Source organism: Pseudomonas sp. LH1G9 (assembly GCF_002949975.1).
GTDB classification, from domain to species: domain Bacteria; phylum Pseudomonadota; class Gammaproteobacteria; order Pseudomonadales; family Pseudomonadaceae; genus Aquipseudomonas; species Aquipseudomonas veronii.
Genome location: NZ_CP026880.1, coordinates 3,351,514 through 3,372,880, shown reverse-complemented (window position 1 = coordinate 3,372,880; position 21,367 = coordinate 3,351,514). Strand labels below are relative to the sequence as shown.

Sequence of the window (21,367 nt, the reverse complement as noted above, 5' to 3'; positions counted from 1 at the left end):
CGGCATTCTCAGGTTTTTCGCGAACAAGCTCGCGCCTACCGAATGGTGTCACCGTTTTACTTGCTTCAACGTCTCGGCGATCAGGAACGCCAGCTCCAGCGACTGATCGGCATTCATCCGTGGGTCGCAGTGGGTGTGGTAGCGGTCCGACAAGCCATCTTCGGTGATCGGCCGCGCGCCGCCGATGCATTCGGTGACGTTCTGCCCGGTCATCTCGATATGAATCCCGCCGGCATAGGTGCCTTCGGCCTCGTGTACCTGGAAGAATTCCTTCACCTCGCCGAGGATCTGCGCAAAGTCGCGGGTCTTGTAGCCGCTGCTGGCCTTGATCGTGTTGCCGTGCATCGGGTCGGAGCTCCACAGCACCTGTTTGCCCTCACGCTGCACGGCGCGAAGCAGCGCCGGCAGGTGGTCGCCGACCTTGTTGGCGCCCATGCGCGCGATCAGGTTCAAGCGGCCGGGGTCGTTGTCCGGGTTGAGGATGTCGATCAGGCGGATCAGGTCATCCGGGTTCATGCTCGGGCCGACCTTGACCCCGATCGGGTTGTGTACCCCGCGCAGGAACTCGACGTGGGCGCCGTCCAACTGACGGGTGCGATCGCCGATCCACAGCATGTGGGCCGAGCAGTCGTAGTAGTCGTTGGTCAGGCTGTCGCGGCGCACGAAGGCTTGTTCGTAGTTGAGCAGCAGCGCTTCGTGGGCGGTGAAGAAGCTGGTTTCGCGCAGTTGCGGCGAGCTGTCCATGCCACAGGCGCGCATGAAGGCCAGGGTTTCGTCGATACGGTTCGCCAACTGGCTGTACTTCTCGGCCAGTGCGGAGTTGGCGATGAAGTCCAGGTTCCACTTGTGTACCTGGTGCAGGTCGGCAAACCCGCCCTGGGCGAACGCGCGCAGCAGGTTAAGGGTGGCGGTGGACTGGTGGTAGGACTGCAGCAGGCGGTCGGGGTCCGGCACGCGGCTTTTTTCGTCGAAGCCGATGCCGTTGACGATATCGCCACGGTAGGCCGGCAAGGTGACGCCATCGATGGTTTCATCGTTGGACGAGCGCGGCTTGGCGAACTGGCCGGCCATGCGCCCGACTTTCACCACCGGGCAGCCGGCGGCGAAGGTCATCACGATAGCCATCTGCAGCAGCACCTTGAAGGTGTCGCGGATTTTTGCGGCGGAGAACTCGGCAAAACTCTCGGCGCAGTCGCCGCCTTGCAGCAGGAAGGCGCGACCCTGGGTCACCTCGGCAAACTGGCGGCGCAACTCGCGGGCCTCCCCGGCAAATACCAGCGGCGGGTAGCTGGCCAGGCTCTGCTCCACCTGTAACAGGTGTGCAGCGTCCGGGTACTGGGGTTGTTGCTGGATCGGCAGGGCGCGCCAGCTGTCGGGGCTCCAGGGTTGGCTCATCGTGGACTCGATAGGGTGATTGACGGTCGGGCGCCAATGTTATCAGCAATTAGTGCGTGACCTGTTGCCGCCGGTTGGCCGACAATCGCGCCTTTGCCCTGGGGTGAACCCGTTAGGAGTTGTAAATGAGCGAGGAGCGTGTCGAGCGCCTGCTGGCCGAGGTCCATGATGACTTCGGCATGATCCGCGTGCTCGAAGTGGCCGATTACCGTTTTCTCGAGTTTGGCGACGCCATCGAGCAAAGCTGCGTGTTCACCGCCGACCCGAGCTGGCTGGAGTACGACTACACCCGTGCGATGCTGATCGGTGCGTTGTGCCACGAGCAGCCGGAAAGCGCGTTGTTCCTCGGCCTGGGCGCCGGCACGCTGACCCAGGCGTGCCTCAAGTTCCTGCCGCTGGAGGATGTCGAAGCCATCGAGCTGCGCCCCGAAGTGCCGCGCCTGGCCATTGAGTTCCTGGGGCTGGACGACGATCCGCGCCTGTACATCCGCATTGGCGATGCTCTGGAATTGCTCGAGACCGCCGAAACGGCCGACCTGATCTTCGTCGACCTGTACACCGATGTCGGCCCCGGCGTCGGGCACCTGGCCTGGACCTTCCTGGAAAACTGCCAGAAGAAACTCAACCCCGGCGGTTGGCTGGTGATCAACCAGTGGGCCACCGACGACGGCAAGCCGTTGGGTGCGGCCCTGCTGCGCGGGTTGTATCACCGGCATTATTGGGAGCTGCCGGTGAAGGAGGGCAATGTGATCCTGCTGGTGCCTTCGGAGTTGGATCAGGCGCTGGACGCTGCGGCGCTCTCGGCCCGCGCCGAAGCGCTGGCACCGCGATTGGGCTATTCGTTGCAGCCATTGATCAAGGCGATTCGGCCGGCAACCTAGTTGTCTGAACGGGCGTCATCGCGGGCAAGCCCACTCCCACATTTGACCGAGCACATCCTGAAGGAATGCGGTCGATATGGGCGCGGGCTTGCTCGCGATGACTGCGGCACGGCCAACTCAAATTCCCCTGAATACCCCCGGGCGCTTCTCGAGCATGGCGCGCACGCCTTCCTTGGCGTCTTCGCTGTTGAACAATTGCGCGACCAGCGGCGGTAACGCCGCGGCCGCGACAGCTTCGCCCTCCAAGCGCGCCAGGCGGGCCGACATCAACGTGGCTTGCACGCCGAAGGGCGCCTGGCGCGCGATGCGGCTGGCCAGTTCGATGGCGCGCGGCAGCAGGTCTTCGCTGGCCATCACTTCCTGCACCAACCCCAGGCGCAGGGCTTCGTGGGCATCGAACTCATCGCCGGTGAGCAGCCAGCGCATGGCGTTGCCCCAGCCTGCTATTTGATGAAAGCGCAACGTCGCACCGCCAAATGGAAAGATCCCACGTTGTACTTCCATCTGCGCGAAGCGGGTGTTGCTCGCGCAGAGATTGATATCCGCCGCCAGCATCAGCTCGATGCCAAGGGTCAGGCAGTAGCCCTGGGCGGCGACGATCACCGGTTTGCCGACCCGAGGGCCGGCGAACACGCCCCAGGGATCGCAGCCCCCCGGTGGCGGTTGCCAGCCTCCGGCCATCACTGCGCTGACGTTGGCCAGGTCCAGCCCGGCGGTGAAGTGGTCGCCGTGGGCGAACACCACGGCCACCCGCGCATCGTCGTTTCGATCAAATTCGCCATAGGCCAGGCTCAGTTCGTTGAGCAGATCCAGGTCAAAGGCATTGCGCTTGGCGACCCGATCCAGGCCCAACAACAGGACATGACCCAGGAGTTCACGGCTGACGAGGCTGCTGCTGGCTTGATTCATCGGGTGTGCCCTCGGGCGCAGTAAGGGGTTTCGGACCAAAGGGGCCGAGTGTGCGGGTGAACCGTTTAAGCGTTTCAGCCAACAGGGCCGGGCACTTGAAAAATAGACCCTGGAGCCCATCTGCGCAAAGGCGGTGACGCAGTGCGGTTTATCGGTGCTTTGCGATAAAAAAAGCTCCCTTTTTCAGCTATTTCCGGTATAGTGCGCGCCGGCCTTTAACCGGGCCGCGTTTAGGTAGCGCAATTCCCCGAAGTCAGCTTCGGCTGCACGTCCGCACAGCGGACTCTTCCTTGACGAATCTTTTTCATTCATTCGTTTTCGCAAATCCCCGCCGACAAAGCAGCCAGGGCGACTCTTGAGTCTCAACACGGCATGCGCAGCTTTGGAGCATGGGTCTTTGCGGATGCACTTAGAGGCAGACCCATGACCCAGGAAACCGGCGGCTTCGCCGCTTTTAATCTTAACCCGAACATTCTTGCTGCCGTCATTGCGACTGGCTACGAAGAACCTTCGGCGATTCAGCAGCAATCGATCCCGATCATCATGGCCGGCCACGACATGATTGGCCAGGCGCAAACCGGTACCGGTAAAACCGCCGCGTTCGCCCTGCCTATCCTGCACTGCATCGATCCTGCCAAGCGCGAACCGCAAGCCCTGATCCTGGCGCCAACTCGTGAGTTGGCGCTGCAAGTAGCAACCGCTTTTGAAACCTACGCCAAGCAAATGCCAGGCGTAACCGTTGTGGCCGTCTACGGCGGCGCGCCGATGGGCCCGCAACTCAAGGCTATCCGTAATGGCGCACAGATCGTTGTCGCCACTCCGGGTCGTCTGTGCGACCACCTGCGTCGTGACGAGAAAGTCCTGTCGACCGTGAACCACCTGGTTCTGGACGAAGCTGACGAAATGTTGAAGCTGGGCTTCATGGATGACCTGGAAGTCATCTTCAAGGCACTGCCACCGACCCGTCAGACCGTGCTGTTCTCGGCCACCCTGCCGCAGTCGATCCGTGCCATTGCCGAACGCCACCTGCGCGATCCGCAACACGTGAAGATCCAGACCAAGACTCAGACCGTTACCGCGATCGAACAGGCTCACCTGTTGGTTCACGCTGACCAGAAGACCTCGGCTGTATTGAGCCTGCTGGAAGTCGAAGACTTCGACGCGCTGATCATGTTCGTGCGTACCAAGCAAGCGACCCTGGACCTGGCCAGTGCCCTCGAAGCCAAAGGCTACAAAGCCGCTGCGCTGAACGGTGACATCGCCCAGAACCAACGTGAGCGCGTGATCGACTCCCTCAAGGATGGCCGTCTGGACATCGTTGTAGCGACCGACGTAGCTGCTCGTGGCCTCGACGTTCCACGTATCACCCACGTGTTCAACGTTGACATGCCTTACGATCCAGAGTCCTACGTTCACCGTATCGGCCGTACCGGCCGTGCGGGTCGCGAAGGTCGCGCACTGCTGCTGGTGACGCCGCGTGAGCGCCGCATGCTGCAAGTGATCGAGCGTGTGACCGGTCAGAAGGTTGCCGAAGTCCGCCTGCCGGATGCCCAGGCCGTTCTCGATGCACGCATCAAGAAACTGACCAACAGCCTGTCGCCACTGGTGGCTGACGCTGAATCGACCCACGGTGACCTGCTGGACCGCCTGACCGCCGATATCGGTTGCACCCCGCGTGCCCTGGCTGCAGCCCTGCTGCGCAAAGCCACCAACGCTCAGGCCCTGACCCTGGCAGCCATCGAGAAAGAACGCCCACTGGTACCGAACAACGCGCCACGCGGTGATCGTCCAGAGCGTTCCGGCGACCGTCCTGAGCGTGGTGATCGTGAGCGTCGCGCTCCGGTGCCATTGGCTGAAGGTCGTGCTCGCTGCCGTACCGCGCTGGGCGCGCGTGATGGTATCGCGGCCAAGAACCTGCTGGGCGCTATCCTCAACGAGGGTGGCCTGGCACGTGAAGCCATCGGTCGCATCCAGGTCCGTGACAGCTTCTCCCTGGTGGAGCTGCCGGAAGACGGTCTGGAAAAACTGCTGACCAAGCTGAAAGACACACGCGTTGCCGGTAAGCAGCTCAAGCTGCGTCGCTACCGCGAAGATTGATCCGCCCCTGGGCTGATTGATCGCACCTAAAAAAATCCCCGACTGGTTCGGGGATTTTTTTTGCCCGGCAATTGGCGCGGATCGTCGTGGGGTGGTCGGCCATAACGGTCAGCTACTGATCTTATTGGGTTTAGGAAAAGTCTGAGTTTCTGAGCGGCCTTTCTGGCAGCCGGCTTTGCGTAAAGTTTTTACTATCAAGTGACGGGGGGCGGATAAACCTGAGTTGCATCGCTCAAGGGTAAAAAACGCTCTCAATCTGCTCTCGTCAGTTGTTCAAGTTGGAAAGGTTCGCTTGTAACCGTGTCGAGGGATAGGCGCCGGGCTTGACGGCTATTGATTGATTTTTCCAGAAAGGAGCTGTGGCTGTTATGCGTATTAGTAATTCACAGTTGTTTCCACAAACAATGCCTGAGCCTGCGACTTATCCTCCCAGCCAACCGCCTGTTAATCAGGCGCGAGAGCCAGCACGCGAGCACGGTTTGCCGTGGATCGAGCGCGCACTCGCTTCGGATGCTGCGGCTGCTCGTTCAAGAAGAAATACGCGATCCATGCCTGTAGCGTCTGCGACCACGACGTCAACGCTTAATAAAGTCAGCGATCCAAAACTGGAAATCAAGAAGGTAGCCACATCGCCCAATGGGCTGTATGGCCTGAGTTACTCGCTGTCCGCGCCTGGCGCTGGGTTGAGTAACATTACGTTTCCAATGAGTATCGACGAAGGCCTTCAACGAAAAGGAAGCAAGGACGCAGGGATTTATTATGCGATGCAGTTTGGCGTCAATGATGCGCAAGGTCGGCCTCTTGGCCGTGGCTATATTGGGATGCAGCCGCGCGGGGATGGCAAGGCGCTGATTGTGTTTTCTGGAAACGGTGAGCATTTCAAAGCGCCACAAGGCCGCCCCGAGTTTGATGGGGGAAAGGGCGCCAGTAACAGCACATTGGTAGATTTTAAATTTGGGAATAAATATAACCTCACGGTAGAACGAGATCCTGAGGATGCCCATAAGTTAAGGGGGTTTATTCAGGATGTTACCGATTCCGACATGCCGGGCCCCAAGCAGCATGTCAAAGATATTTATGTCGATCAGAAGTTTGCCTTGGCTGGCAGAGACAGAGGCTTCGTCGAACATTACGGCGCGAAAATAGACCGAAGTTCGCAGATCGCGCCTACTCGCGGTAGTTTCTCCGCCCCCTTTACTACAGACGATAAGGGCAATGTCAGGGTGGGTGAAATCAAGAGTGACGGGCTCTATGGCCGGTACAAGAACTCGATGGTGGGACTGCAGCGGGTGATCAGCGAAGCGGGTAAAGGTAAGGAAATACAATTCTCTTTTCAGGGCGCAGGTTATGAGAAGAAAGCCTGAAGGCGCTGATGATAGAGCCTGAGTAAGCGTTTCAACGCTACGCCTGTTGGAGTTGCGCCCCTTGAAAATGTTGGCGATGCAAAAACCCGGAAGGCCCACGCAGGTGAGGATTTCCGGGTTTTCTTCTTGGGCCGCGCTCGCTTTGTGGGCGGCCCTCAATCTGGGTTTGCCCGCGCATCGGGATGTGCGTCAGCCGAAGCGGTAGATGTCCATGCCCAGCGCGCCCATGGTGAAGCCTTGGTGCGCCACGCTGAAGTCGCCGCCGGCACCCCGCGCAAAGTAGAGCGGCAGTAAATGTTCATCGCTGGGATGGCTGCGCACGGCGTTGGGCGCCTGGCGGCGATAATCGTGCAGCGCGGCTTCGTCGTTGGCGGCAAGCTTGTCCACCATCCAGTCACGAAACGCCCGCGCCCACGGCTCGATGCTTTCGGACCCGGCGTGCCAATCCAGTTCGCCGAGGTTGTGGGTGATGCTGCCGGAGCCGATCAGCAACACGCCTTGTTCGCGCAGGCTGGCGAGGGCGTGTCCGACCCGGGTCTGCAGGGCAGGGCCCATACGGCTGGGCAAGGACACCTGCACCACCGGGATATCCGCGGCCGGGTACATCAGCGACAGCGGCACCCAGGCGCCGTGGTCGAAGGGACGGCGCTCATCGATGCGCGCATTCAAGCCATCGGCGTGCAGCAACTCGACAATGTCGCGCGCCAATTGCGGGTCGCCCGGCGCCGGGTATTGCACGGCAAACAACTCGGCCGGAAAGCCGCCGAAGTCATGCCAGGTTTCCGGTGCGGCGTTGCCGCTGACCAGCAATTCCTGACTTTCCCAATGCGCCGACACCACCACAATCGCCTTCGGCCGTGGCAGTTCAGCTGCCAGGCGCTGCAGAGCCGGGCCGCTGGCGCCGGGTTGCAGGGCGAGCATGGGCGAACCATGGGAGATAAACAGAGTGGGGAGCATTAGAAGGGCCCTCAGGGTTAACATGCCCCATCTTCAACCAGATCAATGATCTAAATCTAATATAAGTTTTAGCGCCTTTTGATCGAATTTTTAGGGTGATGTATGGATTCTCAGTTTTGGCGGGAGCGCTGGGCGCGTAATCAGATCGGTTTTCACTTGCGCGAGGTCAACCCGTATCTGCAACGGCACTGGCCGCAGTTGGCGGTCGCGCAGGGGGCAAAGGTGCTGGTGCCCTTGTGTGGCAAAAGCCTGGATCTGGTGTGGCTGGCCGGTCAAGGCTGTCGCGTGCTCGGGGTAGAACTGTCGGAGCAGGCGGTTGAGGCATTCTTCAGTGAGCAGGGGCTGACACCGCATATCAGCCAACGTGGCGTGTTCAAGGTGTACCAGGCGGATGTGATCGAGGTGTGGTGCGGTGATTTCTTCGCGCTGGACGCGCAGGCGCTGCTCGATTGCACGGCGCTTTATGATCGCGCGGCGTTGATCGCCTTGCCGCCGCTGATGCGGGCGCGCTACACCGAGCACCTCAATACGCTTCTGGGGCCGGGTTGCAAGGGGTTGCTGATTACCCTCGACTACGACCAGACGCAAAAGGCCGGCCCACCGTTTGCGGTGACCGATGATGAGGTGAAGGCGCTGCTGGGGGCGCACTGGGCCCTCGAAGTGCTTGAGGAGCAGGACGTTTTGGGTGAGAGCTGGAAGTTCGTTCAGGACGGCGTAACCCGGCTGGAAGAGCGAGTCTACCGACTCACGAAGCGCTGAGTCCTGGGCGGGCAAGGCGCCCACAAAAAAGGGGCGATCAGATCGCCCCTTTCCGTGTCGCCGCCAAGCGGTCAGCCGCGACGACGCAGTGCGTCAATCCGCTCTTCCAGCGGCGGGTGGCTCATGAACATGCGTGCCAGGCCCTGCTTGATGCCGCCGTTGATGCCAAACGCGGTCAGGCTGTCCGGCATATGCACCGGCAGGCCCTGTTCGGAGCGCAGGTGCTGCAAGGCTGCAATCATCGCCCCGGTGCCGGCCAGGCGGGCACCGGCTTCGTCCGCGCGAAATTCCCGTTTGCGCGAGAACCACATCACGATCGCGCTGGCCAGGAAGCCCAGCACCAGTTCAGCGAAGATGGTTGCCACGTAGTAGGCAATGCCGCGGCCTTCTTCGTTCTTGAAGATCACCTTGTCGACGAAGTTGCCGATGATCCGCGCGAAGAACATCACGAAGGTGTTCACCACGCCCTGGACCAGCGCCAGGGTGACCATGTCACCGTTCGCCACATGGCCGATCTCGTGGGCCAGCACCGCCTTGACTTCATCGTAGGAGAAGCGCTCCAGCATGCCCTGGCTCACCGCAACGAGCGCGTCGTTCTTGTTCCAGCCGGTGGCAAAGGCGTTGGCTTCATAGGCCGGGAAGATCCCGACCTCCGGCATCTTGATACCGGCCTCGCGGGACAACTGTTCGACGGTCTGCAGCAACCATTGCTCATGCCGGGTGCGTGGCTGAGTGATGACCTGGGTGCTGGTGCTCATCTTCGCCATCCACTTGGAGATGAACAGCGAGAACAGCGAGCCGGCAAAACCAAAGACCGCACAGAAGATCAGCAGCTGATTGAGGTTCAGATCAACCCCGTTGGCCGCCATGAACCCGTTGAAGCCGAAAAGGCTCAGGGTGATGCTGGCAATCAGCACGACCGCCAGGTTGGTGGCCAAGAACAGCAGGATGCGCATCATGGTTGTAGAGTTCTCCTCATGCTAAATATGTCGCGTACTGCGGGGTATATAAGGTGCGACATGGGGTGATTCAACCGAGCGACTATTTCAAACTGTGTCCTACAGCCTGAATGTAGAGTCTTGAAGGGAATTTCCCACCTGTATTGCCCCGCTTGATCAGCCTCCTGTTGCCTCGCGGCCCTTTGATTATAAGGGGCACGCGCTGGGAGAGGGGCAAACGCAGTGCGGAGCGGGGCAATGGGCAGAGAAGTGTTGCCAGATACTCGCTGTACGACCAGATCCCGGTCGTACAGCGTCATAGTCGTTACTGGCGATAGGACTTGAGGAAGTTGCCGATGCGACCGATGGCCATGTCCAGGTCATCCACACGCGGCAAGGTCACCACGCGGAAGTGATCCGGCCACGGCCAGTTGAACGCGGTGCCTTGCACCACCAGCAGCTTTTCCGACAGCAGCAGGTCGAGCACGAACTTCTCGTCGTTGAGGATCGGGCAGACTTTCGGGTCGATGCGTGGGAAGGCGTACAGCGCGCCCATCGGCTTCACGCAACTGACGCCGGGAATGTCGTTGAGCAATTCCCAGGTGCGGTTGCGTTGCTCCAGCAGGCGGCCCTGAGGCAGCAGCAGATCGTTGATGCTCTGGTAACCGCCCAGCGCAGTCTGGATCGCGTGCTGGCTCGGTACGTTGGCACACAGGCGCATATTGGCCAGCATGTCGATGCCTTCAATGTAGCTCTGGGCGTTGTGCTTGGGCCCGGAGATGGCGACCCAGCCGGAGCGGAAACCCGCCACGCGGTAGGACTTGGACAAGCCGTTGAAGGTCAGGCACAGCAGGTCCGGCGCGAGGGAGGCGGTGCAGATGTGGACGGCGTCGTCGTAGAGGATCTTGTCGTAGATCTCGTCGGAGAACACCACCAGGTTGTGCTGGCGCGCCAGCTCGAGCATGCCCAGCAGCACTTCCCGCGAGTACACTGCGCCGGTCGGGTTGTTCGGGTTGATGATGACCAGCGCCTTGGTGTTCGGGGTGATCTTGGCCTTGATGTCGGCCAGGTCCGGGAACCAGTCGGCGCCTTCGTCGCACAGGTAGTGTACCGGGCGGCCACCGGCCAGGGTCACCGCGGCGGTCCACAGCGGGTAGTCCGGCGCCGGCACCAGCACTTCGTCGCTATTGTTGAGCAAGGCCTGCATCGACATCACGATCAGTTCGGACACGCCGTTGCCCAGGTAGATGTCTTCGATGCCGACACCTTCGACCTGCTTCTGCTGGTAATACTGCATCACCGCCTTGCGCGCACTGAACAGGCCTTTGGAGTCGCTGTAGCCCTGGGCGGTGGGCAGGTTGCGGATCACGTCCTGGAGGATTTCGTCCGGCGCTTCGAAACCAAAGGGCGCCGGGTTGCCAATGTTCAGCTTGAGGATGCGATGGCCTTCCTCTTCCAGGCGCTTGGCGTGCTTGAGCACCGGGCCGCGAATGTCGTAGCAGACGTTGGCGAGCTTGTTCGATTTGCTGACCTGCATGGCGATGTGATCCTGAAAATGAACGATCCAGACGGTGCGAAGCCTACCGTGCTGAGAATCCTGCGTTGGTCGCACCCATAAATACGTTTGAATGCCGCTAACGCGGGTGCCAGACTGCCGGGTTGAAGAGGCGCAATCATACGTGCCGCCTGATCCCTGGAAAAGACACAGATCAGGGTTTTTCAGTTGCCGAGGTGTACTGATGGAAAAGCTGCAGAAAACCATTGAAGAATGGAAAGCGATGCTCGATCCGGAGCAATACAACGTGTGCCGCCTGAAGGGCACCGAACGGCCGTTTTCCGGCAAGTACAATGCCACCAAGACCGACGGCGTGTATCACTGCATCTGCTGCAATGAGCCACTGTTCGACTCTACCACCAAGTTCGATTCCGGCTGCGGCTGGCCCAGCTTCTACGCACCGATCGCCGACCGCGCGATGATCGAGATCCGCGATGTCAGCCACGGCATGATCCGCACCGAAGTCACCTGCGCCAAGTGCGACGCGCACCTGGGGCATGTGTTCCCGGATGGCCCGCCGCCGACCGGCCTGCGCTATTGCATCAACTCGGTGTGCCTGGACCTCGTGCCGCGCTGAGCCTGAGTCGCCCCTGCGTCTTGCGCGGGGGCGATGTATACCGGGCTATCAGTTTGATCAATTCAATTGCACGCAATTGAATTGCTCGCTATGTTTTGCCTTCTTTCTCCTGATCCGAGGCATTGCCATGAGCGACAACCTGCTGAGCATCCCTTGCACCACCATCAAGGGTGAGCAAAAGACCTTGGCCGATTTTGCCGGCAAGGCCATTCTCGTGGTCAACACTGCCAGCAAATGCGGCTTCACCCCGCAGTACAAGGGCCTGGAGCAACTCTGGCAGCAGTACAAGGACCAGGGCCTGGTGGTGCTGGGGTTTCCGTGCAACCAGTTCGGCAAACAGGAACCGGGCAACGAAGGCGCGATTGCCGAGTTCTGCGAGCTGAATTTCGGCGTCAGCTTCCCGTTGTTCAAGAAGATCGACGTCAATGGCGGCGCTGCCCACCCGCTGTTCGTGCAGTTGAAAAAGCGCGCGCCGGGCCTGCTGGGCTCCAAGGGCATCAAGTGGAATTTCACCAAGTTCCTCATCGGTCGCGACGGCCAGGTGGTCAAGCGCTTTGCGCCAACCACCAAGCCCCAGGAGTTGACCCAAGAGATCGAAGCCCTGCTCAAATGACCGACCTGCCCACCGTGTCCCTGGCGCTGGACAACCAGCTGTGTTTCAAGCTCTACGCCGCATCGCGCGCGGTGACCCGCGCCTATAAACCGATGCTTGACCAGTTGGGCCTGACCTACCCGCAATACGTGGTGATGCTGGTGTTGTGGGAATGGCACCACGCGACGCCGCCCCAGCCCACGGTCAAGGCCCTGGGCGAGCGCTTGATGCTCGATTCGGGCACGCTGACGCCGCTGCTCAAGCGCCTGGAGCAGCTTGGGTTGGTGAGGCGCCAGCGCAGCGCGCAGGATGAACGCGAAGTGCATTTGAGCCTGAGCCACGCCGGGGTGCAGTTGCGCGGCCAGGCCCATCAGTTGAAAACCCGCTTGCTGTGCGACAGCGGTGTCGACCTCAACCAGGCCGATGCCTTGCGCGAGGGGTTGGACCAATTGCTCGCGCAGATCAGAGACTTGTCGTCTTAGGCACCCACAGGTCCAGCAACGCATTGAGTTCTTCGCGGCGAAACGGCTTGGCCAGGTAGTCATTCATCCCCGCCGCCCGGCAACGCTCGCGTTCTTCCGACAGCGCGTTGGCGGTCAGGGCGACAATGGGCAGGTCCGGCCAGCGCCCGCTGCGACGAATCTGCCGACTGGCCTCGTAGCCATCCATCACCGGCATGTTGCAGTCCATCAACACCATGTCGAAGTGCTGTTCTTCGAGGAACTTGAGCGCTTCGCCACCATGGGCGGCGACGATCACTTCGCAGCCCAACTTGCTGAGCATGCCCTTGGCCACCAGTTGATTGACCGGGTTGTCCTCCACCAGCAGGATGCGTGCCCGGTGGACCAGGGGCGTGGCATCGAGTGCGATCGGGTCGAGGATCAAGTGCGCGTCGCTGCGCAGATTACGTTGCAGGATCTGGTACAGCGCGTTGCGGCTCAAAGGGCGCGCCTGTTGCTGCAACGGCGCCAGGGCCGCGACTTCCTCACTGGGCATGAAATTGCCATAGGCGGTCACCAGCAGGATCGGCGCCGTGATGGCCGGGCGCAGGCGAAACAGGCACTCCGGGCAGTCTGTGATCAGCAAGTCGGGTTTTTTCCCGCTCAAGTCCTCATCGATAGAATAGCAATGCACTGTCAGCCCCCAGTGAGGTAGCAGGGTGCTGAGCAGCTCCGCCAGGCCGCTGTCGGCACTGGTGATTGCAATGACTTCGCCCGTCAGCGGCGCGAGCCGGGGCGCAGGTAAATGGGCGGGCAGCGGCAGGTCGGCGCAGAACTGGCTGCCGAAGCCGACTTCCGAACTGATGCTCAGCCGACCGTGCATCGCCTCGCACAGGTTATGGGTCAGCGCCAGGCCCAGGCCGGTGCCGCCAAACTGGCGGGTGATGCCCGCGCCAGCCTGGGTGAACGGCTGGAAGATCTTCACCTGCGCGTCCTGGGCAATGCCGATCCCGGTGTCGCGCACTTCGATTTTTACTCGGCCATCCTGGGCGCTGAGGCGCACATCCACGCGGCCGAAGCGCGTGAACTTCAAGGCGTTGGACAGCAGGTTACTGACGATCTGCCGCACACGTGTCGGGTCGCCGAGCACCTGCGCCGGGAACTGCGGGTCGATCAGGCACGTCAGTTCGACACTCGGCGCGGCGTTCTGCGATAACAGGTTGGCGGTGTCTTCCACCAGCGCGCCGAGGTCGAACGGGATGCGCTCCAGCTCCAACTGGCCCGCGTCGAACTTGGACAGGTCGAGGATATCGTTGAGCAGTTCCACCAGCACCTTGCCGGAGTCATGGGCGATCGACAGTTGCTGGCGCTGCTCGGCGTTGAGCGGGCTGTCCAGCGACAGCGCGATCATGCCTAGCAACCCATTGAGCGGCGTGCGGATTTCGTGACTCATATTGGCCAGGAACGCCGCCCGCGCCTGAGCCATGCCCAGCGCGTTCATTCTTGCTGCTTCCAACTCATCGTTGGACTGGCTCAAGCGCTGGTTGCTGGCCTTGAGCTCCAGCGTGCGCGCCGAGACGATGTTTTCCAGTTGTCCCAGGTACTCGGTGAGGCGGTCCTCGGCGTGACGGCGCTGCTGTATCTCGGTTTCCAGGGTGTCGAATTGCTGGTTGGCCATGTTGACCAGCACGCCGATTTCATCGTGCTCGTGCCCCGGCGGGCAATCCAGGCGTGTCTGCCTGCGCGTGCTCAGCTCGCGAATGATGCGTACCAGCGGTTGGGTCAGCATCACATAGAACAGGCCCAGCAGGATCCCGGTCAGCAGCAGGCTGCGCACAAACCCGTTGATCAGGGTGACCTCGGCACGGTGCAGGAAGCGGCTACCAAAGGCGTAGGTGTCTACGTCGAGGCGCAGCACGCCAAGGGATTCATTGGGCATATGGCTGAGGAACAGCCGGTCTTCAAACTGGCGGTTGGCGCCGAACAGGAAATCGCTGACGGGCCGGTAGGGGCTTTCCTTGCGCGGCCGTCCGACGTCGGCCAGTACCACGCCGTTGTTGTCGGTCAACCGCGCCTGAATGATGGCGGGGGAGTGCAACAGGCCGAGGGTCAGCTCCTGGGCCAACTCGGCGTCGATGTTGTAGGCGATGCGCGACGCCGGGTTATGGCTGATTTCAATCAGCGAACGAATTTCACGGTTGATGGATGCGTCTTCGCTGGCATAATCAATGCCGATCTGGATCAGGCTGAGCAAGGTTCCCAAGACGAAACCGACCAGCACAGTCAATCTGGCTTGTTTATAAGACAAGCGGTGGGCGAACTTGATATCCATCGAGTGTTGAACCACTTCACGTTTCCCTTCGCCCGGCAAGCATAGCTGAACATCCACAGGTTCAGGCTTGCCCGGTACGAATCGTCAGTTTTAGAGGTGCAGCCCGGAGCGCTCGGCCGCAGGGTTGCCAATACGCCATCTTTTACAAGAACTTGCCAGAGGAATAGTCGTGGATTCTCGATTGAATGCCTTTCTTGAGCGTGCCGATGCCGTACTCGCGCGCCTGGAACCCCTGTTGCCAGCCCCGCGCCAAACCATCGACTGGAACCAATGCCTTGCGGCCCGTTGGCAGCGTGAGGGTCGCAGCGGCTTCCTGCTGCCGCTGGAGGTCAGCCTGGACATGCGTCTGTCCGACTTGATCGGTGTGGACAAGCAGCGTGAAACATTGGCGCGCAACACCCAACAGTTCCTCGACGGCCTGCCCGCCAACCATGCGCTGCTGTGGGGCTCGCGCGGCACGGGGAAATCGTCGATGGTGCGCGCCTTGCTCGCCCAGCACGCCAGCGCCGGTTTGCGCTTGATCGAAATCGAACGCGATCACCTCGCCGACCTGCCGCGTGTGGTCGAACAACTGCTCAAGCTGCCGCAGCGTTTCATTCTGTTCTGCGATGACCTGTCGTTCGAGGCCGGTGAAGGCGATTACCGCGTGCTCAAGAGCGTGCTGGACGGTTCCCTGGAACAGGCGCCGGAAAACGTGCTGCTGTATGCCACGTCCAACCGTCGTCACCTGGTGCCGGAAAACCAGAGCGACAACGATAACTGGAAACGCGTGGATGGCGAGCTGCACCCGAGTGAGGCGGTGGAAGACAAGATCGCCTTGTCCGATCGTTTTGGCCTGTGGCTGTCGTTCTACCCATTCACTCAGGAACATTTCCTGAACGTGGTGGAACACTGGATCGGCGAGCTGGCGCGCAAGGCCGGCCTGCAGTGGCAGCGTGATGAAGACCTCGATATCCTCGCCGTGCGCTGGGCCACCGGGCGTGGCAACCGCAACGGCCGTTGCGCGTATCAATTCGCCCGTTACTGGGTGGGCCTCAAATTGCTGGAGCGTCAACCATGATCGATTTGCAGCAGGCCGGCAGCGGTCTGGATGGCTATGCCATGTTGTGTGCGCAGTTGGAGTCGCTGCTGGCCGATGAGCGCGATTTCATCGCCAACAGCGCGCAGTTCTCTGCGTTTTTGTTCAATCAGTTGGATGATTTGAACTGGGCCGGTTTCTACCTCAACCGTCACGACGAGTTGGTGTTGGGGCCGTTCCAGGGGCAGATCGCGTGTGTACGCATTCCGTTCGGGCGTGGCGTGTGCGGTGCGGCGGCCGCGTCGCGCCAGACCCAGCGGGTGGAAGATGTGCATGCGTTCCCGGGGCATATCGCCTGTGACAGCGCATCGAACAGTGAACTGGTGGTGCCGCTGGTCAAGGATGGCCGACTGATTGGCGTCCTCGACCTCGACAGCCCGTCGCTGGCCCGGTTTACCGCGCAAGACCAGGTTGGTATCGAGCAGTTGGCGGCGATTTTCCTGCGCCTGACCGACTGCTGACCGACCGTTGCGGGGGCGGGCCGTGCGGCGCGCTCCTGCCTATCCTGGAGAGCCCAGGCCGTTGAGTTGCATGTGCAGCAGGCGCTCCAGTTCCAGCATGCACTTTTCCAGGGTCTTGATACCGGTTTCGATCACCGCCCGATCATCGCCGCGGGCGCAGGCCTGCTCCAGCGCTTCGCATTGCGCCGCCAGTACACTGGCCTGGACGATACGCGCAGCGCCCTTGATCTTGTGGGCCTGCTCGATGATGTCCTGCAGTGAAGCCTGCTGGGCCCACAACGTGACCAATATCTGGCGATCGTGACAACTGCTGCTCAGCAGTTCCTCAAGCAGCCGCCGAGTCAGTTGCGGATCGCCGCCCGTCAGCGCATCCAAGTGGCTGAGGTCGAGTCGCGGGCCGGACGGCTGCGGCGCGATCTGCGCCAGTTGCCGTTCCAGCGCCGTGAGGCTGATCGGTTTGAACAGGCAGTCGTTCATCCCGGCTTCGGCGCAGCGCAGCTTCTCTTCGGGCTGGGCGTTGGCGGTAAACCCCAGGACCACGCAGGGTGTCAGTTGCTCCCGCTGCTCATACTCACGGATCGAGCGGCTTAACTCATAGCCATTCATGATGGGCATGTTGCAGTCGGCGATTACCAGGTCGAAGTGCGCCTGGCGCCAGGCCTGGAACCCGGCGGCGCCATGTTGGGCTGCGGTGAACTGGTGGCCCAGGTAACCCAGTTGCTGGCACATCAGCAGGCGATTCGCCGGATGATCATCCACCACCAGCACGTTGAGCACCGGCGCCGGTGCGGGCGCAGCCGGCAGGGGTTCATCTGCGGCCTGGATGGGCTGCAGGCAGTTCATCTTCAGGCTGACATGCACCTGGGTGCCGACCATGGGCACGCTGCTCAGGCTCAGTTGCCCGCCCATCATCGCGCACAGGCTGCGGCAGATCACCAGCCCCAGGCCCGCGCCGCTGCGGGCCAATTGCCCGGAATTGTCGGCCTGGGCAAAGGGTTCGAACAGGCGCAACTGGTCGTCGCGGCTGATGCCGATCCCCGTGTCTTCGACCACCAGCTTCATTTCGACCTGCTGTGCCAATTCGGTGGCTTGCACCTGTACCTTGATCTTTACCTGCCCGCGCTCGGTGAACTTGATCGCATTGCTCACCAGGTTGGACAGCACCTGCTTGAAGCGCAGCGGGTCGATCAGCACGTCGGTGTCATCGAGCTCGGGCTTGAACTCCAGCAGCAAACTCAGGGTTTTCTGGCGTGCCAGGCCGTCGAACACCCGCACTACCGACTCGATCACTTCCCGCAGGTTCACACGCTCCGGTGCCAGGCTCAGGCGGCCGGATTCGATCCGCGCGATGTCCAGAATATCGCCGATCAGCTCCAGCAGGTCCTTGGCCGAGTGGTAGGCCACTTCGATCGCCGGGCGGTCGAGATGCCCCTGGTCGGCGCGCTTGAGGGTCAGTTCGAGCATGCCGATCACCGCGTTCATCGGGGTGCGGATTTCGTGGCTCATGGTTGCCAGAAAGGTGCTCTTGGCGCGGTTGGCTTCGTCGGCACGTTCCTTGGCGGCGCGCAGCTCATCGAACAGCTGGCGTCGTTCGCTGATGTCGATCCAGCCGCCGATGATGCCCTGGACTTCGCCGGTGGAGTCGCGGTACGGCAGTATCCAGTGGTAGATCGTCAGCTTTTTGCCATTGATGAGCAGGGTGCGATCAAGGATCAGCGGGTTGCCCTCGGCGACCACGCGCAGATAGTCGGCGTGATACTGAGCCGCTTCGGTTGCCTGGGCCGTGCTCATCTGCATCACACTTTTGCCGATGACCTCTTCGCGCTTGACGTCGAACACCTGCAGGTAGCTGTCGTTGCAGGTCTGCAACAGGCCGTTGCGGTCGCGGACATAGATCGGGTGTGGCGTTTCGTTGACCAGTGCGCGCATGAATTCGAACTGGTCGTTGAGGGCGCGTTCGGCCATCTTGCGATGCTTGATCTCCCGGCGCATGTAGGCGTTCCAGGTCAGGGAAATCAGCAGCAGCAGGCCGGTGACGAAGATGATCTGGGCAATCAGGTGGTGGTAGTTGCGCCAGTAGCTGTCGGAGGCGGCGGCGTAGCCTCGCCAACGGCTGTTGATCACCCCGAGCTCATCGGGGGCGATGCTCAGCAGCGCCTTGTCGAGGATCGCGCTCAACTCGGTGGCACCCCGTGACGTGGCCAGCGCAAAGACTGCGGGGAGGGTGCCGATGCTGCCGCTGATCTGCAGTTTGTCCTGAAACACTTGGGAGGACAGGAAATAGTTGGCGATCACCAACGAGTTCACCGCGCCTTCCACATGCCCCTGGGCCAGGAGTTCCGAGGCCTTGAAGGTGTCACTGGTTTCCACCAGGTGAATGTGCGGGAAATCCTTGCGCAGAAGGCTTTCCAGAGGGTTGCCTTGGGTAATCGCCAGGCGCTTGCCTGCCATCTGTTCAAGATTTGATGGGGCGTCGGGTTCCTTGCGCGTGAGCAATACGTAGGAGTTTTCCAGATAGGGACGACTGAAGTTCAGTTGAGCTTCGCGTTCCGTGCTGGGAATGATGGCGCCGATGAGGTCGGCTTTGCCGGTATCGACTTGCTCGATCATCGCGTTGACATCGCGTGCGCGCAGGATCTCGAAGCGCAACCCGGTGCGCAGGCGGATCAGCTCCAGGAGGTCGGCGGTGATGCCGCGGAAGTTGCCGTCGGCATCGAAAAAGGTCAATGGCGCGAAGGTTTCGTTGGCGATTACCCGGACCACCGGGTGCGCCTTCAGCCAGCGTTCCTCGCGTTGCGTCAGTTGCAGTTTTTGCGCGGTGAGCAGGATGTCGCTGCCCGCACTCCAGCGTTTGGCAATGCTCTCCTGCTCATTGGTCGGCACCGCCGCCAGCACCGCGTTGAGGATGCTCAAGAGGGTGTGCTGGTCCTGGCGCACGGCAAAGCTGAAACCATAGGCTTCGTGCTTGCCGAAGTTGGCCATGCGGATATTTTTCAGGTAGCCCTTGTTGATCATGTAATGGGTGGAAATGGTGTCGCCGAGAAACACATCCGCCTGGTCGAATGCCACCGCATTCAGGGCGTTCTGATAAGAGGGGTAGGTGTGGATGATCGCCTCGGGATACAGCTTCTCGACTTCGCCCAGCGGCAGGTAGTGATAGACCAGGCTCAGGCGCAGCCCGGCCAGGCCCTCACTGAGGCTGCGGGTTTCGCCCTCGCGTGTCACCAGCACTGGCTGGTCCACGGCATACGGTGCTGAAAGGGTGAGCAGCGGGTTGGTGGCCTCAAAGCCATTGGACGAGCCCAGCAGGTCGATTTCACCGGCTTCAAGCGCCTGAATGGAGGCTTCCCGGTTGGGGTAGCGCAGCACTCTGACGGGGAGCGCCAGCGCCTTGGCCAACAGCCCGGCGTAATCGGCCGTGAGCCCCTCATAGTCGCGTCCGCTGGCCGTGAGGTCGAAGGGCGGGTAGTCGGGAGCTGCCGCGCCGAGTACCAGTTCGCGTTTGTTCTGCAGCCACTGGCGTTGCGTCTTGTCCAGTTGAGTGTCCAGTTGAACGGCGCCTGCGCGGCTCAATAAGGTGAAGTGTTCCGGTTCCGTTTGAGCAGCGAGCACAGAGGTGCTCAAGCACACGCCTGCGCTCAATATGATCAGATAGTCCTTTATACGCCTGGGCATCCGCTTTCTCACACTAGCGCGTTTCGTTTTGCCAACTCGATAAGTTCTACCAAGGACTTGGCTTTGAGTTTTTGCATAAGCCTCTTTTTGTAGGTGCTGACGGTTTTGTTACTGAGAAACATACCTTTGGCAATTTCCTTGTTGGTGCGACCTTGTGCAAAAAGTTGCAAGACCATTAATTCGCGATCATTCACTGCCTTGAACAGTTCCAGTTCCTGGGAATTACTGTCCGGGCCGCAGGCGTTCAATGCCTGGCTGGGGAAGTAGTTGTAGCCGGATAATACAGCGCGGATGGCACTCAGCAGTTCACTCAGGTCGCCCTCTTTGCACACATAGCCATCGGCGCCCGAGCGCATGCAGCGGGTGGCGAACAGGGTTGGGCATTGGGCCGTCAGAATCAGGGTTTTCATCGAAGTATTCATTGCGTTAAATCGGCACAGCACTTCGAGGCCATCAAGTTTTGGAATACTGATATCCAGAATGATCAGATCTGGAAGGCATTCGCGAACCATTTGTATTGCATCACAACCGTTATCCGTTTCACCGACGACTTTATAGCCTTCGTGTTCCAACAACATACGAATCGCCAGCCTGATAACAGGATGGTCATCAATGATGAAAACTGTGTTCATAATCACATTCCATGCAAGTGCAAATAAAGCGGGCACATTAGCTCAGAAGGCGAGGCGGGAGCATGGAGGTGAGGGGGCGTAGATACAGAACAGGAATATTCCTACATTAAAAAAGGTATTGCCTTACGATCTATCAAGGCTTTGTGGACGTCTGTTTCAGAATTCGGTCGGCGATGCGGGTTCGGGCCTTGGCCCACCGGTTAAGCGGTTATTGTGGTAAGTTTTTCCTATATGGAGATGTTTAAATTCCTACATTTACAGCGGGCTTATCAGCGTCATTAGTTCGTCCCGGTTTAACGGTTTTGATAAATAACCAAGTAACGGCAAGTTACGTTGTAAGGCTTGAGTCTTCAGATTCGCCAGTTCGGGCAGGGGCAGGCCGCTCAGCAGGATCGCCCCTGCGATAAACCCCCGCCGACCGGCGATTTCGACTAACTCAAGCCCGGGCAGATCTGGCAGGCATTGGTCGCACAGCATGAGGTCGAAGGGCCGTTCGGACTGGGTCATCAAGCGGATCGCCTGTTCGGCGTTTTCCGCCAGGGTCAGGTGCTCGAAGCCGAAGCTGTTGAGCAGGCACTGGGTTGCCAGGAGCTGAAAGGGGTGATCCTCCACCAACAGGATGCGAAGGCAATTCTTGAACATAGGAAGGGCACACGGTGAGTCAAGCGGCGATTGGGCGGGGCGTAGGAAGGCGCCCTATGCCCTTTAAGAGCGTGCGTGATTAT

Annotated in this window: 18 protein-coding genes; 9 read left to right on the top strand and 9 right to left on the bottom strand. The window is 60.6% G+C overall.

What is annotated here, in order from left to right:
- Window positions 1-48: 48 nt before the first annotated feature.
- Window positions 49-1,395, bottom strand: a complete 1,347-nt coding sequence (locus tag C5F70_RS15520; RefSeq protein ID WP_017849509.1) for a class II 3-deoxy-7-phosphoheptulonate synthase — start codon at window positions 1,393-1,395, stop codon at window positions 49-51.
- Window positions 1,396-1,520: 125 nt separating this feature from the next.
- Here C5F70_RS15520 and C5F70_RS15515 point away from each other — a divergent pair, with 125 nt between their 5' ends.
- On the top strand, window positions 1,521-2,276 hold the full coding sequence (locus C5F70_RS15515; RefSeq protein WP_017849508.1) for a spermidine synthase: 756 nt from the start codon (window positions 1,521-1,523) through the stop codon (window positions 2,274-2,276).
- A gap of 117 nt (window positions 2,277-2,393) precedes the next feature.
- On the opposite strand, the gene C5F70_RS15510 is transcribed toward C5F70_RS15515, so the two are convergent.
- Window positions 2,394-3,185 carry a crotonase/enoyl-CoA hydratase family protein gene (locus tag C5F70_RS15510; protein ID WP_104903644.1) on the bottom strand — a complete coding sequence of 264 codons (792 nt, stop codon included), beginning with the start codon at window positions 3,183-3,185 and terminating at the stop codon, window positions 2,394-2,396.
- Window positions 3,186-3,608: 423 nt separating this feature from the next.
- On the opposite strand from C5F70_RS15510, the gene C5F70_RS15505 reads away from it, so the two are divergent.
- Both C5F70_RS15505 and C5F70_RS15500 read left to right on the top strand, forming a co-directional pair.
- Entirely contained in the window at window positions 3,609-5,282 is a 1,674-nt protein-coding gene (locus tag C5F70_RS15505) for a DEAD/DEAH box helicase (RefSeq protein WP_017849506.1), read from the top strand.
- 368 nt (window positions 5,283-5,650) lie between these two features.
- Window positions 5,651-6,646 carry a hypothetical protein gene (locus tag C5F70_RS15500; RefSeq protein ID WP_256588287.1) on the top strand — a complete coding sequence of 332 codons (996 nt, stop codon included), beginning with the start codon at window positions 5,651-5,653 and terminating at the stop codon, window positions 6,644-6,646.
- 189 nt (window positions 6,647-6,835) lie between these two features.
- Here C5F70_RS15500 and C5F70_RS15495 read toward each other — a convergent pair whose 3' ends face one another.
- On the bottom strand, window positions 6,836-7,603 hold the full coding sequence (locus C5F70_RS15495) for a class III extradiol ring-cleavage dioxygenase (protein ID WP_104903642.1): 768 nt from the start codon (window positions 7,601-7,603) through the stop codon (window positions 6,836-6,838).
- A 102-nt stretch (window positions 7,604-7,705) separates the two neighbouring features.
- On the opposite strand from C5F70_RS15495, the gene C5F70_RS15490 reads away from it, so the two are divergent.
- The gene (locus tag C5F70_RS15490; RefSeq protein WP_046486434.1) at window positions 7,706-8,362 is read left to right on the top strand and encodes a thiopurine S-methyltransferase; all 657 of its coding nucleotides are present in this window, start codon (window positions 7,706-7,708) and stop codon (window positions 8,360-8,362) included.
- 71 nt (window positions 8,363-8,433) lie between these two features.
- Here C5F70_RS15490 and htpX read toward each other — a convergent pair whose 3' ends face one another.
- Together htpX and C5F70_RS15480 are read right to left on the bottom strand one after the other, a co-directional pair.
- Window positions 8,434-9,321: a protease HtpX gene (gene htpX / locus C5F70_RS15485; RefSeq protein ID WP_017849408.1), complete on the bottom strand. Its 888-nt coding sequence runs from the start codon at window positions 9,319-9,321 to the stop codon at window positions 8,434-8,436.
- Window positions 9,322-9,625: 304 nt separating this feature from the next.
- The gene (locus tag C5F70_RS15480) at window positions 9,626-10,837 is read right to left on the bottom strand and encodes a pyridoxal phosphate-dependent aminotransferase (protein ID WP_017849409.1); all 1,212 of its coding nucleotides are present in this window, start codon (window positions 10,835-10,837) and stop codon (window positions 9,626-9,628) included.
- Window positions 10,838-11,039: 202 nt separating this feature from the next.
- Here C5F70_RS15480 and msrB point away from each other — a divergent pair, with 202 nt between their 5' ends.
- The 3 genes from msrB to C5F70_RS15465 all read left to right on the top strand — a co-directional run bounded on the left by msrB (window position 11,040) and on the right by C5F70_RS15465 (window position 12,506).
- Window positions 11,040-11,432: a peptide-methionine (R)-S-oxide reductase MsrB gene (gene msrB / locus C5F70_RS15475; RefSeq protein ID WP_104903641.1), complete on the top strand. Its 393-nt coding sequence runs from the start codon at window positions 11,040-11,042 to the stop codon at window positions 11,430-11,432.
- A 127-nt stretch (window positions 11,433-11,559) separates the two neighbouring features.
- Window positions 11,560-12,045: a glutathione peroxidase gene (locus tag C5F70_RS15470; protein ID WP_017849411.1), complete on the top strand. Its 486-nt coding sequence runs from the start codon at window positions 11,560-11,562 to the stop codon at window positions 12,043-12,045.
- Entirely contained in the window at window positions 12,042-12,506 is a 465-nt protein-coding gene (locus tag C5F70_RS15465) for a MarR family winged helix-turn-helix transcriptional regulator (RefSeq protein ID WP_046384229.1), read from the top strand. Before C5F70_RS15470 ends, C5F70_RS15465 begins: the two co-directional genes overlap by 4 nt.
- Here C5F70_RS15465 and C5F70_RS15460 read toward each other — a convergent pair.
- A complete protein-coding gene (locus C5F70_RS15460; RefSeq protein ID WP_104903640.1) occupies window positions 12,487-14,796 on the bottom strand; it encodes a response regulator in 2,310 nt (769 codons plus the stop codon). The two genes, C5F70_RS15465 and C5F70_RS15460, sit on opposite strands and share 20 nt — an antisense overlap.
- Before the next feature lie 169 nt (window positions 14,797-14,965).
- Between C5F70_RS15460 and C5F70_RS15455 the strand changes: the two genes are divergently transcribed.
- Together C5F70_RS15455 and C5F70_RS15450 are read left to right on the top strand one after the other, a co-directional pair.
- Window positions 14,966-15,856, top strand: coding sequence for an ATP-binding protein (locus C5F70_RS15455; RefSeq protein ID WP_026140337.1), 891 nt, complete (start codon window positions 14,966-14,968; stop codon window positions 15,854-15,856).
- Entirely contained in the window at window positions 15,853-16,335 is a 483-nt protein-coding gene (locus tag C5F70_RS15450) for a GAF domain-containing protein (RefSeq protein ID WP_046486427.1), read from the top strand. Before C5F70_RS15455 ends, C5F70_RS15450 begins: the two co-directional genes overlap by 4 nt.
- 39 nt (window positions 16,336-16,374) lie before the next feature.
- Here C5F70_RS15450 and C5F70_RS15445 read toward each other — a convergent pair whose 3' ends face one another.
- The 3 genes from C5F70_RS15445 to C5F70_RS15435 form a co-directional block, all read right to left on the bottom strand.
- On the bottom strand, window positions 16,375-20,010 hold the full coding sequence (locus tag C5F70_RS15445) for a transporter substrate-binding domain-containing protein (protein ID WP_104903639.1): 3,636 nt from the start codon (window positions 20,008-20,010) through the stop codon (window positions 16,375-16,377).
- Between the two features lie 8 nt (window positions 20,011-20,018).
- A complete protein-coding gene (locus tag C5F70_RS15440) occupies window positions 20,019-20,642 on the bottom strand; it encodes a response regulator transcription factor (RefSeq protein ID WP_017849417.1) in 624 nt (207 codons plus the stop codon).
- A 255-nt stretch (window positions 20,643-20,897) separates the two neighbouring features.
- Entirely contained in the window at window positions 20,898-21,284 is a 387-nt protein-coding gene (locus C5F70_RS15435) for a response regulator (RefSeq protein ID WP_017849418.1), read from the bottom strand.
- Window positions 21,285-21,367 lie beyond the last annotated feature (83 nt).

Coding starts and splice junctions, on each gene's coding strand:
- C5F70_RS15520 (WP_017849509.1), bottom strand. CDS start 1,395: ATGAGCCAACCCTGGAGCCCCGACAGCTGGCGCGCCCTGCCGATCCAG.
- C5F70_RS15515 (WP_017849508.1), top strand. CDS start 1,521: ATGAGCGAGGAGCGTGTCGAGCGCCTGCTGGCCGAGGTCCATGATGAC.
- C5F70_RS15510 (WP_104903644.1), bottom strand. CDS start 3,185: ATGAATCAAGCCAGCAGCAGCCTCGTCAGCCGTGAACTCCTGGGTCAT.
- C5F70_RS15505 (WP_017849506.1), top strand. CDS start 3,609: ATGACCCAGGAAACCGGCGGCTTCGCCGCTTTTAATCTTAACCCGAAC.
- C5F70_RS15500 (WP_256588287.1), top strand. CDS start 5,651: ATGCGTATTAGTAATTCACAGTTGTTTCCACAAACAATGCCTGAGCCT.
- C5F70_RS15495 (WP_104903642.1), bottom strand. CDS start 7,603: ATGCTCCCCACTCTGTTTATCTCCCATGGTTCGCCCATGCTCGCCCTG.
- C5F70_RS15490 (WP_046486434.1), top strand. CDS start 7,706: ATGGATTCTCAGTTTTGGCGGGAGCGCTGGGCGCGTAATCAGATCGGT.
- htpX (WP_017849408.1), bottom strand. CDS start 9,321: ATGATGCGCATCCTGCTGTTCTTGGCCACCAACCTGGCGGTCGTGCTG.
- C5F70_RS15480 (WP_017849409.1), bottom strand. CDS start 10,837: ATGCAGGTCAGCAAATCGAACAAGCTCGCCAACGTCTGCTACGACATT.
- msrB (WP_104903641.1), top strand. CDS start 11,040: ATGGAAAAGCTGCAGAAAACCATTGAAGAATGGAAAGCGATGCTCGAT.
- C5F70_RS15470 (WP_017849411.1), top strand. CDS start 11,560: ATGAGCGACAACCTGCTGAGCATCCCTTGCACCACCATCAAGGGTGAG.
- C5F70_RS15465 (WP_046384229.1), top strand. CDS start 12,042: ATGACCGACCTGCCCACCGTGTCCCTGGCGCTGGACAACCAGCTGTGT.
- C5F70_RS15460 (WP_104903640.1), bottom strand. CDS start 14,796: ATGGATATCAAGTTCGCCCACCGCTTGTCTTATAAACAAGCCAGATTG.
- C5F70_RS15450 (WP_046486427.1), top strand. CDS start 15,853: ATGATCGATTTGCAGCAGGCCGGCAGCGGTCTGGATGGCTATGCCATG.
- C5F70_RS15445 (WP_104903639.1), bottom strand. CDS start 20,010: ATGCCCAGGCGTATAAAGGACTATCTGATCATATTGAGCGCAGGCGTG.
- C5F70_RS15440 (WP_017849417.1), bottom strand. CDS start 20,642: ATGAACACAGTTTTCATCATTGATGACCATCCTGTTATCAGGCTGGCG.
- C5F70_RS15435 (WP_017849418.1), bottom strand. CDS start 21,284: ATGTTCAAGAATTGCCTTCGCATCCTGTTGGTGGAGGATCACCCCTTT.